The 15,297-nt window shown below is 39.3% G+C and carries 16 protein-coding genes and 1 pseudogene; 4 read left to right on the top strand and 13 right to left on the bottom strand.

Features of this window, described 5'->3' with window-relative positions:
- Positions 1–55: 55 nt before the first annotated feature.
- The gene (locus FJR08_RS21375; protein WP_168634496.1) at positions 56–244 is read right to left on the bottom strand and encodes a hypothetical protein; all 189 of its coding nucleotides are present in this window, start codon (positions 242–244) and stop codon (positions 56–58) included.
- A 180-nt stretch (positions 245–424) separates the two neighbouring features.
- Between FJR08_RS21375 and FJR08_RS21370 the strand changes: the two genes are divergently transcribed.
- Positions 425–1,216, top strand: a complete 792-nt coding sequence (locus FJR08_RS21370; protein WP_254435825.1) for a hypothetical protein — start codon at positions 425–427, stop codon at positions 1,214–1,216.
- A 95-nt stretch (positions 1,217–1,311) separates the two neighbouring features.
- On the opposite strand, the gene FJR08_RS21365 is transcribed toward FJR08_RS21370, so the two are convergent.
- From FJR08_RS21365 to FJR08_RS21345, 4 genes are all read right to left on the bottom strand, one after another.
- Complete coding sequence (locus tag FJR08_RS21365) at positions 1,312–2,199, bottom strand: ExeA family protein (RefSeq protein WP_254435824.1); 888 nt, start codon at positions 2,197–2,199, stop codon at positions 1,312–1,314.
- Between the two features lie 387 nt (positions 2,200–2,586).
- Positions 2,587–3,072 (bottom strand): gluconokinase, encoded by a 486-nt coding sequence (locus FJR08_RS21360; protein WP_174783200.1) that lies wholly within the window; start codon positions 3,070–3,072, stop codon positions 2,587–2,589.
- Positions 3,073–3,079: 7 nt separating this feature from the next.
- The gene (locus tag FJR08_RS21355) at positions 3,080–5,923 is read right to left on the bottom strand and encodes a pentapeptide repeat-containing protein (protein WP_168634494.1); all 2,844 of its coding nucleotides are present in this window, start codon (positions 5,921–5,923) and stop codon (positions 3,080–3,082) included.
- Positions 5,924–6,253: 330 nt separating this feature from the next.
- Complete coding sequence (locus FJR08_RS21345; protein WP_168634493.1) at positions 6,254–6,535, bottom strand: HNH endonuclease signature motif containing protein; 282 nt, start codon at positions 6,533–6,535, stop codon at positions 6,254–6,256.
- Positions 6,536–6,794: 259 nt separating this feature from the next.
- Between FJR08_RS21345 and FJR08_RS21340 the strand changes: the two genes are divergently transcribed.
- Positions 6,795–7,748 carry a nucleotidyl transferase AbiEii/AbiGii toxin family protein gene (locus FJR08_RS21340; protein WP_168634492.1) on the top strand — a complete coding sequence of 318 codons (954 nt, stop codon included), beginning with the start codon at positions 6,795–6,797 and terminating at the stop codon, positions 7,746–7,748.
- An 86-nt stretch (positions 7,749–7,834) separates the two neighbouring features.
- On the opposite strand, the gene FJR08_RS21335 is transcribed toward FJR08_RS21340, so the two are convergent.
- Genes FJR08_RS21335 through FJR08_RS21325 form a run of 3 tightly spaced genes read right to left on the bottom strand, consistent with a single transcriptional unit; the run spans position 7,835 to position 10,029 of the window.
- The gene (locus FJR08_RS21335; RefSeq protein WP_168634491.1) at positions 7,835–8,335 is read right to left on the bottom strand and encodes a hypothetical protein; all 501 of its coding nucleotides are present in this window, start codon (positions 8,333–8,335) and stop codon (positions 7,835–7,837) included.
- 33 nt (positions 8,336–8,368) lie between these two features.
- A complete protein-coding gene (locus FJR08_RS21330; protein WP_168634490.1) occupies positions 8,369–9,280 on the bottom strand; it encodes a ParB/RepB/Spo0J family partition protein in 912 nt (303 codons plus the stop codon).
- A complete protein-coding gene (locus FJR08_RS21325; RefSeq protein ID WP_168634489.1) occupies positions 9,280–10,029 on the bottom strand; it encodes a ParA family protein in 750 nt (249 codons plus the stop codon). The genes FJR08_RS21330 and FJR08_RS21325 overlap by 1 nt, the downstream gene beginning before the upstream one ends.
- Positions 10,030–10,188: 159 nt before the next feature.
- Between FJR08_RS21325 and FJR08_RS21320 the strand changes: the two genes are divergently transcribed.
- A complete protein-coding gene (locus FJR08_RS21320) occupies positions 10,189–10,596 on the top strand; it encodes an amidohydrolase family protein (RefSeq protein ID WP_254435823.1) in 408 nt (135 codons plus the stop codon).
- 210 nt (positions 10,597–10,806) lie between these two features.
- Complete coding sequence (locus FJR08_RS21315) at positions 10,807–11,634, top strand: hypothetical protein (RefSeq protein WP_168634488.1); 828 nt, start codon at positions 10,807–10,809, stop codon at positions 11,632–11,634.
- On the opposite strand, the gene FJR08_RS21310 is transcribed toward FJR08_RS21315, so the two are convergent.
- The 5 genes and pseudogenes from FJR08_RS21310 to FJR08_RS21295 all read right to left on the bottom strand — a co-directional run bounded on the left by FJR08_RS21310 (position 11,635) and on the right by FJR08_RS21295 (position 15,205).
- Positions 11,635–12,147: a thermonuclease family protein gene (locus FJR08_RS21310; protein WP_148279159.1), complete on the bottom strand. Its 513-nt coding sequence runs from the start codon at positions 12,145–12,147 to the stop codon at positions 11,635–11,637.
- 924 nt (positions 12,148–13,071) lie between these two features.
- Positions 13,072–13,131: a hypothetical protein gene (locus FJR08_RS24340; RefSeq protein ID WP_083881545.1), complete on the bottom strand. Its 60-nt coding sequence runs from the start codon at positions 13,129–13,131 to the stop codon at positions 13,072–13,074.
- A gap of 325 nt (positions 13,132–13,456) precedes the next feature.
- A pseudogene (locus tag FJR08_RS21300) lies at positions 13,457–14,500 on the bottom strand (DUF5131 family protein).
- 63 nt (positions 14,501–14,563) lie between these two features.
- Positions 14,564–14,707 (bottom strand): hypothetical protein, encoded by a 144-nt coding sequence (locus FJR08_RS23370; protein ID WP_217357548.1) that lies wholly within the window; start codon positions 14,705–14,707, stop codon positions 14,564–14,566.
- 216 nt (positions 14,708–14,923) lie between these two features.
- Entirely contained in the window at positions 14,924–15,205 is a 282-nt protein-coding gene (locus FJR08_RS21295) for a hypothetical protein (RefSeq protein WP_168634487.1), read from the bottom strand.
- Positions 15,206–15,297 lie beyond the last annotated feature (92 nt).

The following is a 15,297-nucleotide window of genomic DNA, read 5'->3' as shown; positions in this document are numbered from 1 at the left end:
TGGGTTAAACAATACCTTGCTGCAATCAATTCTCTTTACATCCCCTAAGAAAAAATCAACTATCTAGATCAATCCATTCTCTGCCGGCTTTTTCTGCGGCTTCTGGACTGTAATAAAGCTTGCGTTCCCCAAATACCTCACCACCAGCACTAATTAACCGGAACTGCCAACAATGGGCTTCTGTGTAGAATACCAATAAAGTAACATGATTAATAATGGTAACTGAATCAATTTTCGTAAACATTGCCGTTTTAGTATCTAAATTAATCAAAACTTCTCCGTATTTAAAAATAGGTTTTTACTTTAGTTAAAATATAGAGTATTGATAAAAAAGTAACTATTTTAGGCTAGAATATTAGGTAGATATCAACAAATTAAAGTAAAGAAACCGAAGTTGTAATAACAATTTCTATTATAGCATTTTATGAACAAAAATGAAATCACGGCGAATTACGATGAATCTTGGAAAGAAGCATTAAACGAATATTTTGATAGTTTTTTATCCTTCTTCTTTCCTGTGGCTTATAAAGCAATTGATTGGACAAAACCACCGGAATCACTAGATAAAGAACTACAGCAAATTACAGCTTCATCAAAAAGTGAAAAACGCATAGCAGATAAACTGTACAAAGTTTGGTTATTGGATAAAACACAAGTATGGATTTTAATTCATATTGAAATTCAAAGCCAATATGATGTTGACTTCCAGGAACGAATGTACATTTATAATTACCGAGCCTTTGACCTTTATCATAAATTTGTGGTGGGTTTGGCAATTTTAGGTGATACAAGTTCCACTTGGCGACCTAACAGTTATGAACAAGCAATGTTAGATTGTGAATTAAGTTTGAAATTTCCCATTGCTAAACTCCTGGACTATGAATCCCGTTGGCAGGAATTAGAATCGAGTGACAATCCCTTTGCTATCATAGTAATGGCACATTTAAAAACCAAAGCCACCACGGGGAATTTATCAGAACGGGAACAATGGAAATGGACATTAATTAGGGGACTTTACGAGCGAGGCTTAACAAAAGAAAAAATTGTTACCCTTTTTAAGATAATTGATAAAATGATGACATTACCCAAAGAATTGCAACGAGGATTAGTTGTAGCGACCTGCAATTATAAATGCCAAAACCTGCAATCAAGGGATTTTCAAACCAGGATTAAATGCAACTATAAATACACTTCAGCCAGAATTAATTGCAACTGAACCAGGATTATCTGCAACCAACCTGCAATCATCCGTTTCAACCAGGATTATTTGCAACTATAAATACTGACATTTTTATCGCAGTTTCAATCCGCTCAAAGTGGCAGTCCCGCCGCCAGCATTTGCTCATGTAATTCACGAGAGCGCGCTGGGTCAAGTTGTCCGCGAAACAGCAATTTAATTTCCGCCGGTTTGGCATTGAACTGTTCCGCCAAGCCTCTGACATCGTAGCCATGTCGGGTTAAGGTGGGTTCCAAATCGTCAATTTGCTTAGATAAAATCGACTCAATAATCGCTATGGTAACTGTTTTTTCTCCAAAAAGGTATGCAGCCTCGAAAGCTAGTGTCAAATGTTGCTCAATTTGCAATGGTGTCCTCAACCGCGTGGCAAGTAAGTCAATGGCATCCGGCTCTAATATGTCACTTATTTGGGTATCTTCAGTAGTACATTTAGATACCAACCATTCAATATATTCTTTTTGGCTACCAACAATACCCTCCAAGGAAAAGACAGTTGCCCGATAGCCAATTTCTTCCATAGTTGGACGGCGCAAATCATTTTTCAGCTTCGGATGACCAGCTAACACTACTGAGAGCGTACCACCACCGTCTTCAACTACCTCAATTAAACGTTTGAGTCCTGTGAGCGTACTGTAATGTAAGTCGTGAGCCTCATCCACAAACAACGCCACAGGCTTTTTACCTTTTCTAATCAGGTCACGCAGTTCCCGTTCTCGTTTTTCCCCAAGTGCAGGAATTTTAATTTCCTTATCTGTTGATAAATCGTAAAATAAGGCAGCAATCAGTGTTGGCAGCGTCGCTCGGTTTTTATCAACAGAAAGCGATTTCGAGACTAAAATCTTGCCTTCTTTCTCCAAAACTTCAAACAAACGTCGTAAAGTCGTCGTCTTGCCACATCCGATAATTCCCGTAATGGCAACCAGCTTTCCTGAATGGATTGCGACTTTAATATCCTTAAACAATTGTTTTTGGTGTTCTTCCTACCTATATTCTCACAACTAATTTAACAATTTTGTCAGGTTTTTCCTAGCCTACAGGTTTCCTCTAAGAAAATGTGCCAGTGTTTTCCTTATTTTCTTTTCCTCTAAGAAAATTTAGTAGTGGTTTTCCCACCAAGTTTAGCGTTGCTGTCACCAGGGGCAAGATAACCTGAAAGTATTACCAATAAAGGTTTTCAGTTGCTACCCTGCCAAACCGGGAGAAATGTACGCTAAGGCTGAAACCTAGACACAGCAATAGTTTCTAGACCATCTTGCAGGTTTTTACAAGGATCTCGGTTTACTACCGAATAGGCTGTTAACTGACAACAAAACGCAACTCAGCAAGAGCCAATTACCGTGGACAGGCAGCTACAGGTAATCTTTTATCTCCTGAATGATTGCCTCTAAATTTTGCGATATATCTATATATATAGCTTCTGCGGCGGTTGGTTCTTCCAGAGTCTCAAACTGGCTTTGTAAAAGATCGGCTTTCATAAAATGACCGATGCGATCGCGTAATCTCTGCTCAATCAACCCATAACTACCTTGGAGGTAAACTAACTTTACCCGTGGATCATCGTAACAGAGAATCTGGCGATAGCTAACTTTGAGCGCAGAACAGGCAAGGATGGCATTTTTGTCTGCTTGTAACCATTGGGCGATGGCTTCTCGCATCGTCTGTAACCAGGGTGCGCGATCTGTATCAGTCAGTGGTTCGCCCCTGTTCATCTTTTCCTTTGCGGCTGCTGAGTGAAACCAGTCTGCATCACTAAACTCCCATCCCGTTGCGGCTGCAAGTGCTTGACCAATCGTGGTTTTGCCTGATCCCGCAACTCCCATTAGAATTACAATCATAATTTCCTCAATCTAAATCTTCAAGCGGTAAAATTTCTGTAGAAGGACTCAGCACCAAATCTAACTGTTGCTGCAATGCTTCTGGAACATTCACTGCTGTTTCTAAACGTTGAGCATTCTCCCACTTTGTTTGCTTGTCCCAGGAAATATTTTTGAGGTTAGCGCCAAAAAAGTTTGCGCCACTCAGATTAGCCCGGCTGAAGTTGGCATTTTCTAGGTTAGCCTGACTGAGATTGGTACGGCTGAGATTCGCTCCAGTGAAGTTAACGCCCTTCAAGTTCACCACAGCAAAACCAACCCTAGTTATATCTGCATAGCTGAGGTTTGCATTCTGGAAATTAGTTTGAGGTAAGTAAGCACCAAAAAAGCGAGCATGAGAAAGATTGACGCTACAGAGAAATCTTCCAACTACACGTCGAAATGTATCACTAGATGTGGAATTACTATAAGCAATAATGCGAAGCAATCGCTCCTTCTCAAAGTCTTGTGTGTTTGTCTGTCCACAGGGATGAAAGGTAATTTTATCTTGTAGCTGATTTTGAAATTGGGCATAACGATGCAGTTCTAGCAGCAAAATCATCACATTTAGCCCTGCATAGATATCGACTTGCCGTGTTCCTGAAGTAATATTTTGCTGTTTAAGCTCCTGGTAAGTGTTTAAGGGTAAGTTGTCGGATGGTGCATCAATAAATTCTCCATCACTCCATTGCAAATAGAACCTCTCCAAACGCTCAAACAAACGCACAGGATCAAACTTTAAACTATTTCTGAGCAACTCCATCAAATATTCCACAATCTCAGGCGTTAGTCCTCCATACCAAAACAAATTGTAAATCTGGCGCTCCATCGTTTCGTCATCGATATAGTAACGATTTCTACGTCTATCCCCAGGCTTTGACCAATCTTCTAAGAATTCCTGCAACCGTTTGGCATACAAAAACTCTGCAAAACTCTTATGAGCAAACTCTACTGCACCCTGAGTTTTATGGCTGGGTTGTAGATAGAATACTGCCAGCGCATTTCTTATGGGGTTTTCCTGTAGACGTTGCTTTGCTTCCTTGAGCAGATGCTTCGCACTATCATGATCATTGAGTCTGGTTTCAATCATCGAGAGTGCTGTACATTCACCGCCTGATTGCACAACGCACACAGCAGCTTCTGCGAGGATGCCTCGTAAGTCATCGATTTTTAACTCGGTGAGTTCTTGGTTCAACCATTCAGGACGCTGTTTGGTTAGTACCCAATCCAGTGCCTTTTCATAGATGAGAATTTTTGCTCCAATGACACTAGTATCTGCAAACATTTCAATGGTTAATTCACCATCCCGATACATTGCTGCCAATAGGTAAAGTAAAAGTGGTTCTTGGGCTAACCCAATTTCCTTGTTTGTACCTCGAATTCGTTCAGGACAGCGACTATCTTGTAAAAACTGTTGAAATGCCAGGGTCTTGTCTGTCCCCATTAAATGTCCCCACTTGCTCAACCACCGCTGTTGGAGTGCATGATCTAGGGGCAGAATTTCCACCCGCTCCAAATTGTGCGGCATAAATCGGTCGATCCCTTCTAGGGAGAGAGTTCGTCCTGTAATCAATACCCGATGTCCTTTTTCGGGGTTTTTAGCACAGTTTTCTTGAAACAGCCCGACTTGCTTTAAAAATTCCTCTAGTCCGCCACTGCTTCTGCCTTGCATCAACAACTCATCGAAGCCATCTAGTATAAATAAAAAGCGGATATTAGAATCGGTCAGCCAACCATCGTCATTCTTGGCAAAGTCGTAGCCAATTACCTGGCGCAATGTCTGCTCAAAGTCTTTCTCCACTGTTCTGATATCTCGCAAGCGAATCAGAATTGGTGTCCAACGGGGATGTTCGTGTTGCCGCACCCAATCAGCAAACATCCGACAAAACACACTTTTTCCCCGTCCGGGACTACCTTGGATGAACAGGACGTGATCACTTTTTTTGTCATCATGCAGCAAGTCCTTCGCCCACTGCTCCAAACCCACAGGCTCTTGGTCAGCACCCGGCTGAATCCGTTTGGCTTGCAATGGCACGTAGATATCCGCAAAAGCAAATTGTTCGTCAAAGACTGGCTCTAATGGTTTTGGCTGAATCTGTGTTTCTAGATATTTCGCAATACTCTGGTATTTTTCCTGTTCTTTCCAACCACCATTGCGAAGTAGTTCTGCTAGTGGCTTGACATATTCACCTGCATCTAATATTGCTTGATGGATGTACTGATGAGTGTTCCAAGCAACGCGATCGCTCAAAACGGTGGCCTCTGTTTCCCCAAGCCCTGCTGCTGTGAGTTTGGCACTCAGCACAGCATTAAATTCCTCTGCCAGTTTGGAATTGTGGAAACAGGCGAACGCCTTATTTGCTTCTGTATCATCCAGTTCCAGATTGCCCAATTTTTTGATTTTTTGCTCGACTGCTTCCGAGGTGGGTGCATTACCAATCTTTTCCAAGAGAGCATGATTTTCCGGCAACTTCACCATTGCCATAAAGCTTTTTAGGTAAGCCTCCTGAGTAATCAGAGCAATTGATTTTTCTAATGTTGGCTCTGCCTTAGTCGAGTCGGTGTAAATTTTTAACAGGCTCGTGGCAATGGGTACGAAAGGGAGGGCTGAACCGACAACTTGGGCAAGTGGTGAATTCAACACATCCAGTAGTGAAGAGATTTGCCCAACCAGAGGCGCTAACTGCGAACTCTTAGCACTTTGCCCTTGTTCCTTGAGCGTCTTCGCCAATTCCAATACAGCCTTGGCAGATTCCGCTCCTGTCTTTACCGTTTCTGCTGTAAAAAACTCATGAATATCTGTGTTCAGGAACTTCCAAAGCCGTGTTGCCATTACATATTCTCCTAACTGTTAAGTACAATTGTTGCTGTTTGGATTCAGCTTTTCGTGGAATAAAATTTCAATAGTGGGTCTAAAGCTAACGCTCATGTACGACAATACAATTGCCGTACTACTATGCCAACATACTTATACTGTGGTGAAAACGAATTTTTTCTAACTCACGCCATCAAACAACTAAAAACCCACACTCTAGATCAACAATAGGCAAACTTTAACTATACAGAATACCCCCCAGAATCTAAAGAAACCATTCCTCAAGCATTATCCGATATCATGACACCACCAGTTGGTAATGGAGGACGATTTTTCCCCCAAGAAAACTCAACGATTCTCAAACCCCGACAAATCAAACAACGACAACTGCCCCACAGAAACATTACCCTTACCACCGCGATGATAACTAAGATGACATTTTGGACATAAAGCTACTAGATTTTCGGGTCTATTGTCTGATGGGTTTCTATTCCAATGATGAACTTGTAGGTGGGTACGACGTTGGGGGTTTTTATCGGGGGGTAATGAGCGATCGCATTTTTGACAACGCCAACCTGATTTTTCCTTGATGGATTTAGCTAATTGTTTCCAATGTTTTGGATATACCATGATAGCTATTGAATCTTAATATCAGTATTTCACTATTATTATATAATAACATTTTTGTTGATAAATGTACCAATAAATTACTATCCTTTCCTATTATTAGGATTTTATTAATGTTTCTGATAAATAGATATATGGGATATAATTACAATATTGCTTTAATTGACAATTATAATAATTATTTATCAATGCGAAACCTGACTCCTGCTTCAATTTTCTTCCTATTCCCTGATTCAAAATACTAAACTCCAGTATACCCCCAATGTTAATTAAACCTCAAATTAAAACTCCAGAGAAATTACCGTTTTTAGAAAAATTATGTTGGCAAAGAGAAGATATAGAAAATCTGACTCCTTTAGAAATGCTGAGAATATATGAACGAGGGTGGCATTACCGGGGAGTTTTAGGCGACTTGAGCCAAATAGAAGCCTTATTTGTGCAACAATTAGCTCAATATTATCATTCATGGTTAGGAGCGAAAATGTTTGAGAGGGAATTTCATCAAAAAATTTTAATTGTTCTTAATCAATTAAATGCTAATTTTTTATTAGAGTGTGGCGCGTATTTTGGCGGTGGGACTCTGGTTAGTTTAAATCATGGGGAATATAGATTAAGCAAGGATATAGATTTTCTCTGTTCCACTGGTACTGGCTACCGATTACTACGACAAAAAATAGCTGAAAATCAATATAATGCCCTTTTTAATACTCAAAATAATCTCAACCTACCCGGAGAAATTAAAGCTGACCAGTACGGAGTAAGATTTGCCATTGTAGTTGATGAAACTCTGATTAAATTTGAGATAATTATGGAAGGACGGATTGAATTGGGAGAGGCAGATTATCCCAGTTGGTCGCCTGTCCCATGCTTAAATCAAATTGACAGTTTTGCGGAAAAACTTTTAGCTAATTCTGACAGATGGAATGATTCCTCTGTAGAGTCGAGAGATTTAATTGATTTGGCGATGCAAAGGCTCAATTCTCCTATTCCTCAAGCAGCTATTGAGAAGGCAGAATTAGCTTATCCTGTAATTGAACCTTTAAAAAAAGCGATCGCCTTTTTCCAAAATCACCCCAATTATCGAGACAAATGTTTTACGGCTTTGAGAATTGCCGAACCCAGTAAAATTATTGATGGTATTGATTTAATGGCGGGTGATTTGAATTTAAACAAGACACCTAGAACATTTAGCGAATCTAAACAAGACTGGGAATGACAATTAATTGCTTTTCTTCGCGGCAAACACAAACAAATCTACTCTTTTCTAAGAAAATTGTGTGACATAGGTGCTACAGTCATAATTCATTGAGGATTTTCCCACAAAGTTGAAGCCACAGAGATATCATATCTTTGTCCTGTTTCTGTAATTTGAAAGTCCAGAATAAAATATTTATTATCAGAGAAATGCTGATGTTTCCTAGCAATTAGTTCATCAATCATTTGTGTAATCGCCTGTTGAGTTTCTGCATCCTGATTTGATAACTGTTGTTCCAAGAAAGTATCAAGTGTTGTTTTTTGTTGAGATTCAGGCATCACCGCCGCATTCCAGGCTACCACAGCCAAACTAAATAATGATTTACGTCGTTTTGATGTGTGTACATTATCTAAGTACGGAGCAACGAACTGTTGGAGAATTTCTGACATTTTTGGAGCGCCCTTGGGTTCTATCGGTATATTTGCAGCCAATTCCCCAAATCCCCCCTCTACCATCTTCTTTCTAAGTGCTTCCAGGTTTTTCTGCTTATCTTGGGAACTCTGTTTTTGTTTCATCAAATCTTTAAAATCCTTAGACTTTCTCGCCATAGTGCATCTCCTGTTTTGATTATTTCTGGGTTTCTATTCCAACAATTGTTCTAAATCACTCAACAATTTCTCTAGCTTTTTGGTTTTTTTAGCATCTTCCCACACCTGAGCATTCTTCAACCGTTTACCAATCTCGGAATATTTAGCATTCAATGTTTCTTTGGCTGTGATTTTCCCTGGGGTTAATTCCTTTACTAACTGCTTAATCTCACTTAAAGATAGATTTTCATTAAGAACTTTATCCAGTAGTTCCCTACGTTCACCCTCATCTTTGAGTTTAGCGATCGCTCTGGCTTTGGTGTATTCTATTTTCCCCTGCCGCAATATTTCCAATACATCATCGGGTAAATTCAATAATGGTAAACGACTGGTCCGAAAACTTTCAGCAGTGAATCTCCCCACACCCTGTAACACCAATCCCACAATTTCCAGTTGACGGGAAACGTTTTCCGTCAGGTCTAAACCCCGTTTTTTAGCGTTGGCTGCTTGATTGAGAATTGATATCACCTCACCAGAATTTACATCAAGTTCAATACTTAATAATTCTAAAATCCCCTCGGTTTCTTCAACTGGGTTTAAATCTTCCCGTTGCAGGTTTTCCAATAAAGCAATTTGCAGGGTTTGAATATCAGATAATTCCTTGGTGATAATCGGCACTTCCGTTAACCCCGCTTCTTTGGCCGCCCGGAGTCGGCGTTCACCAGCGACTAACTCAAATTCACCATTAACAGCACGCACCAACAAAGGTTGTAAAATCCCGTGTTCTTTAACTGACTGCACCAGTTGACTGAGTTTCTCAGGGTCAAAATACCGTCGGGGTTGTTGAGCAGGTAAACGAATTTTATCAATATTAACGGTGGCAGTTGGTGATTCTGATTCCACATCCATACTCAACAAATCTTCCACACCACGCATTTTTGGGAGTTCTAAAGGTTTCTTGACCATTACAGTTTCTCCATCCCCAATGCTATCTTTTTCAACACTGCGATCGCTGGATGTTTGGGGTCATACACAGCCAATGGTTGACTATTCATCACCGCATCCGCAAAGGCTGTGGCACGGGGTATCTTCGGATAAACTTTGGCTAGTGGTGATAACTGCTGTTCCAAAGCCTCCAAAATCACTTTGTCTTGGTTGGCATTCACATACAACGTTGGCACAAATCCGGCGATCGCTAATTTCGGATTGATATGTTTCTTCACCTGTTTGATGCTATCCAACAATAACTCCGTTCCCTTGAATGCTTTGTAATGAGTCTGGACTGGTACTAAGACATGAGTAGCAGCACAGAGTCCGAGAATACTGAGGATACCTAAAGAGGGAGGACAGTCAATCAAAATGAAATCGTAGTTATTTAAAATGGGTTCTAAAGCTTGTTTGAGTCGTAGTTCCCTGGCCATAACCGCAGAGAGTTGTAATTCTACCGCACTGAGGGTAATATTAGCCGGGGCTAAATCCATACCGTGTAAATTGTGGTGAATTGGTAATTTAGTCTCTGGTGTGAGTAGTGAGTCAGCAACGATTTCTTCAAGTTCATGGGGTTCAAGTCCCATAAAAGTTGTCAGGGATGCCTGGGGGTCAGTATCCACCAGTAAAACTTTGTGTTTGCGGGAGAGATGATAACCCAAATTCATCGTCAGACTGGTTTTCATCACCCCACCGGCTTGATTGAAAATAGCAATAATTTTAGTCACAATTTTCTTTAAATTCTTGGTTCTACAGTTTATGGTAATACTTGAGAGTCAGGGAAAATCAGGGTTTATTCATCAGCAAAATCCTATCTCTATTAAAGCATTATTCTGTAACTAAAAGTCTATCTACGGTTATGATTTACCAGTAAAATTATGAATAATTTGACACTTGCCGGCAATATAGTAAATGTTCTCCACCGTCGCATTTTTCCGGGTACTATCTACATTCAGGATGGACACATTCAAAATATAGTCCAAGACCAGGGGCAATACTCAGAATATATCCTTCCCGGTTTTGTTGATGCTCATGTTCATATCGAAAGCTCGATGCTTGTGCCTAGTGAATTTGCCCGATTAGCGACGGTGCATGGTACGGTGGCCTCTGTCTCTGACCCCCACGAAATCGCCAATATGTTGGGTTTAGAGGGTATCCGGTTCATGGTGAATAATGCTCTGCAAACTCCCTTTAAAATAGCTTTTGGTTTTCCTGCTTGTGTCCCTGCCATCGAGTTTGAAACCGCCGGGGCAAAACTGACGGTAAACGATTTCCGTCAACTGTACCAGACTTAAAACTGAGTGACCGGGGGTTATTTAGCGGTCAAGAGTTCCGGTTTGTACGTTTGTGGATTGATTATATTTTAACTTTCACAAATTAATATTTATTTTCATGGTGTGTAATCACTGGTTTTGATAACATATTCAAAATCAAATTTATACCCAAATTTAGGACAATTTTAAATATTAGGAATAAAATAGAAATTAAGTTTTTCAATTAAAATTATGAATCCAGAACAAGAGGCATATCAAATTGAATTTATAGAAGCCATGCCGGGGTTTATTTCAATTGTTGACTTAAATCTGACGTATCTTACGGTTAATAACAAACTATCTGCTTTGTTTAACCTAGAGAAAGAGAATATTAAGGGAATGCTGGCTGGTGGAAGTTGCAAAAAGCAAAGTGTGCAAATGCAGCAATTACTTGACTCCCCAGTAGGAACTGAAATAACTTGGGAGTATTATTTTGAAGGTACTTGTTTAGCTATTTCGTCTAAACGACACGAGTTTTTTATTGTCAATCAAGCTATTGATATTACTGAAAGAAAACACCTAGAGGAAAAACTTAAAGCATCTAATGAGAGAAATGGAATATTATTAAGGGCTATTCCCGAAGCTATCAAATCAGGGGCTGGAAAACAGTCTCTTGATGAGTTAGAATTTCTTGTTAAATCTTTAACTGAAAATCCCATTGTTGACCGACAATCAATTGAAACATTAATTAGATTAGAAGTTCAAGTTAGGGAAAATTCTGCCAAACTGCAACAAGTCGAAAAAATGCTTTTATGGGAAGATTCTTCATTGATGAGCAGAGTCAAAGCATTAGAGGTTTATCAACAAAACGATGATGAGAACTGGGAACAACTTGCAGAAAGCAGAAATAAAATCAATGATTTATCTAAAATTATGGAGATTATTACTAGCATCCCTGGTGGGTTAAAATCTTGGCTAATAGTGTTTATTATCCTCCAAATGACAGGAATCTTTGTTATAGATTTGGGTGTGAGATTATTGAACTTAGAACACTTCATACCCATTGAAAGAAAACAGTAATTATAGTTTTAAGCTTTTGATTTCGTGGGGTAACATGAATTTATCCTCTTTCCAAAACCCAGACTTTAATTTATAAGCTTTTGCACAGTTTTTAATGATTCCTGTGTACAAACTTAATTCTCTTGTCGTCGGAAAACTGTAATATTGAAATGGTAAATAATAAGCACACATTCCCGCCAAACACATTTGTAATTGAATATTAGTTGATGCTGAAACTGTGCCAACATACCAATCACATAACCACCGATTATATTGATCAAGTTCGTAGGGAATAATTATCAAGGGTTTTCTAGTGATTAAACTTCCAAGAAACTCTTTAGATTTTATTGCCCATTCCCAATGTTTTAATATTTGGGGGTTATCACTATATTGTCCGGGTTTCTGCATTTCTGGGGCATCAATCCACCTGGCACGACCATGAAAATCTTGTCCTTCATAATTGAGTTTGAGGGTATCCCCATCAGCAATAAATTTCAGGGTGGGTTTGATTCTTTGATTTGGTACAATCATCATCTTTTTCTAACATTATAACATAAACAAACAACTTATTTGGGGACTCGGTTTATTGGGGGTGTTGGGCATCGTTCTCATATTAATATCTGGTAAAAATCCCCCCAATAGCGAAACTTACACAGTATTAGAGGAATTATTAGTGCAAGGACTGGCTAAACTAAAACAGGATAATTGCCCCAATCAAAGTTCCCTGGAAACCTGGAAACTGCCAAAACCATTGCCAAACAAAATAAAATTGGGGTCTGGAAATAACCCCATAACTATTACGCATTAACTAAAACAGGTTCAATCCAAATCCGTTTTGATTGTTTCCATTTATTGTCACCAGATGGTTCTAAAACCCGCCAATGTCCCCGTCGCCAGTGAGTATGGGGTGATGAATGAGTACCACCGCTACCCTCAGATTTACTTTGATAACCCTTACCTAACCATCTAGCCCGACGAATATTGGGGTTCTTAATCACACCGAAACCCTGGGATTTGGCAATAATTTCACTATCGGAAACTTCGGTATTTAGACTTGGGGAATACTCCAAAGACAACAGAATATTAAGCACAAGATTTCTTACCCTGTCTAAAAATTCCCTGTCAGCTTCGTCAATGGTATTCCTACCAAGATTATTGTCATCGTTGTAACTCAAATCACCGTTATCTGTAACCTGACAACTAGACATCCACACAGTTTCTTTGCTGCTGGTTGTGGACCAATCAAAGTGCAAGTTTCCAGTCTGAATATCTGGGATTTGAATATCTCTCCACTTCCCTGTTCCCCATTCTGGATGTTGGTTATTTGTACAATGAACCACCAAATAATCTATATCCCCACTGGGTGATTTTAATACTTTGGGCAACGCCACCAAAAACGTCGGTAATGATGGTTGCCAACCTGTTAATACCCCTTGTTTATTTAGTACATCAGTATTATCAAAAGCATGAAATAACTCTGGGGTAATGCAATAAAGGGGGGCATCCTGAACAAACCATAATGACATTCGATGACTATGAATAAACGCCGAAAAGTCAGCATTAGCAAATTCGACATCGCAGGTTGATAATCCCACCCCGACAATACCACTTAATTCATCCCAGGAAATATAACCTTTGGGGGTTTGATAATTCTTTTCAGCACGGATTTGTTTAAGCAGTTTTTTATTGATTTTCTCGAATATTTTAAGACTGTGATTTCTGTTCATTTTGTTGGGGTCTAAAACAATGGTTTTCATGATTAAATATTTCAATTGATAATTCACCGCTACCAGTCAGCGATAGTATTAGAAAAAGACCCAGGAATAACCCTGAGTCTATGATGTTAAGGAAATTGACGTAACTGTAAATCTGCTGGGAACTCCGTTAAAATCCCACCCTTTTTATCACTGATTTTGTAGGGTGCATTATTTAACATGGGTTTTGCTCCGAGTTGTTTGATAAATACTCGTACTTGGACTTTTTGACATTGGTGGGTGAGCGATCGCATAAATTCAATATGAGTTTGTCTAGCATTGTGTCCAGACTCCCCACCAATAATTACCCAACTTAATTGAGGTTTACACTGATTACAAATTGCTAATCCAGCTACGGGTGCAGCGTCAACAGCATAGAGAATATCCCGTTGTTCACCGCAGCCATCACAGATACCCGCACCAATAAACTCGCTTAAATACTCTGACAAATCAATGTCTTCGAGTAATGGTTCACAACTCAAGAACCGAATCTTCGCAGGGGTTTTAAGCAGATAATAAATATCTTTAGCGTCTTTCTGTGTGCATACTGAATACCCCAACCACAGATGATCAAATGGTAACTTGAGTTCCGTTTCCTCTAAGAATCTGCAACTTTCCTCAACCAATTTGCGTACCCGTTTTGTTAGCTTGGTTTCTAGTATTTCGGATTTAGCTTTCACCAATGCAGATTGAATCTTTTGGAGACGGTCAGGACTGGTGAAATACTGGTGCATAATTTCCGGGCGTTTGGTGAGAATTTGGTAAATGTTCCACCGGGCGATGATCATGTATGCCACAGCTTCATCTATGAAATCGAAGGGAACATCTTTATGAAATAAATCCCCCAAATTAGCAACAAATACGAGTTCGGGGTTTTCCCAGTTTCCCCATTCCAAAATCTATTTTAAGCGTTGGGGTTGCAGGTTAATTTGTCCTGTCCATTGGAGTTTACCATTGATTGATTTCCTAACTGTTCCTGCAAAAACATCAGAGATTTTGGGGTTCGGATGATGTGAATGAATCCAACTTTCCAACACTGCATAACAATTCGCGCAGCCGTCCGAATCTGGATCACACCCCGTTACTATTGGCCATGTATTACCAGTCCATTCAATATTAGAATCTTTGCTCATTTTTTTGTCCCTGGGTTATTAAAAAAAAGCACCATTGACTCAACATCAACAGTGCCGATAAAATTAATATTGACGATACAGTTCAACTTGCATACATAATTCCCTGGCTATTTTCAGGTTCTCCAAGTCCACAAATAAATTGAAGGCTGTGGTGTTCCCAACTGTCATAAATTCCTCTGTTTTATATGGGATTTCTGCCTCTTTCATTGCTGTGGTAATTTTCTACAATTGAGTCATGTAAAAACTAGAAACACCTTTCATTATTTTACCCCAGAAAAACACCAAATTCATTGAGTGACAACATTAAAACCACTAAATTACATGGCGTTTTTAGCTTTTTCAACTAACTCCAACATTTTCCTCAATGTTTTTAACCTCAGAAAACCAAAATAATTAAGCGGTAGCATGATAAAATATCAATTACTAACATCCATGCCAAGGTATTAGTATCCATTCCTCAAATTCCATTGCTGTGTTCACGTCTCTATCAACTGTATAACTAGCTATATTTTTGCTAGTTTTCTCAACATTGACGATACTTGCACATTCAACACCTTCCTTAATTTCATCAAGAGTCAATTTTATATTTCTTGTCCCTTTAATGCAGTACCAATAACCTACGTCTCCAAGTGAATCTTTGTGATACATAACGAAAATTTCACAAGGTACTGATTCGTTGAATCCTTGAATAGTTTTAACTCTCATGATTTTTACCTTAAAGATATTTTGTTAGCTATTGCCACCAATTCAGTAACAAATTTACATAAAGTTTCCATATCATCATTTGGAGCTTTACC

This window comes from Dolichospermum sp. UHCC 0260 (genome assembly GCF_009711985.1).
Lineage (GTDB): Bacteria > Cyanobacteriota > Cyanobacteriia > Cyanobacteriales > Nostocaceae > Dolichospermum > Dolichospermum lemmermannii.
The sequence above is the reverse complement of the archived record's forward strand: the minus strand, read 5'-3'. Positions and strand labels throughout refer to the sequence as shown.

What these genes read in the sequence shown, in the direction of transcription:
- FJR08_RS21310 (WP_148279159.1), bottom strand. Translation starts at nt 12,147, where the DNA reads ATGATGATTGTACCAAATCAAAGAATCAAACCCACCCTGAAATTTATT.
- FJR08_RS21345 (WP_168634493.1), bottom strand. Translation starts at nt 6,535, where the DNA reads ATGGTATATCCAAAACATTGGAAACAATTAGCTAAATCCATCAAGGAA.
- FJR08_RS21340 (WP_168634492.1), top strand. Translation starts at nt 6,795, where the DNA reads ATGTTAATTAAACCTCAAATTAAAACTCCAGAGAAATTACCGTTTTTA.
- FJR08_RS21355 (WP_168634494.1), bottom strand. Translation starts at nt 5,923, where the DNA reads ATGGCAACACGGCTTTGGAAGTTCCTGAACACAGATATTCATGAGTTT.
- FJR08_RS21370 (WP_254435825.1), top strand. Translation starts at nt 425, where the DNA reads ATGAACAAAAATGAAATCACGGCGAATTACGATGAATCTTGGAAAGAA.
- FJR08_RS21335 (WP_168634491.1), bottom strand. Translation starts at nt 8,335, where the DNA reads ATGGCGAGAAAGTCTAAGGATTTTAAAGATTTGATGAAACAAAAACAG.
- FJR08_RS21375 (WP_168634496.1), bottom strand. Translation starts at nt 244, where the DNA reads ATGTTTACGAAAATTGATTCAGTTACCATTATTAATCATGTTACTTTA.
- FJR08_RS21330 (WP_168634490.1), bottom strand. Translation starts at nt 9,280, where the DNA reads ATGGTCAAGAAACCTTTAGAACTCCCAAAAATGCGTGGTGTGGAAGAT.
- FJR08_RS21295 (WP_168634487.1), bottom strand. Translation starts at nt 15,205, where the DNA reads ATGAGAGTTAAAACTATTCAAGGATTCAACGAATCAGTACCTTGTGAA.
- FJR08_RS21315 (WP_168634488.1), top strand. Translation starts at nt 10,807, where the DNA reads ATGAATCCAGAACAAGAGGCATATCAAATTGAATTTATAGAAGCCATG.
- FJR08_RS23370 (WP_217357548.1), bottom strand. Translation starts at nt 14,707, where the DNA reads ATGAAAGAGGCAGAAATCCCATATAAAACAGAGGAATTTATGACAGTT.
- FJR08_RS21360 (WP_174783200.1), bottom strand. Translation starts at nt 3,072, where the DNA reads ATGATTGTAATTCTAATGGGAGTTGCGGGATCAGGCAAAACCACGATT.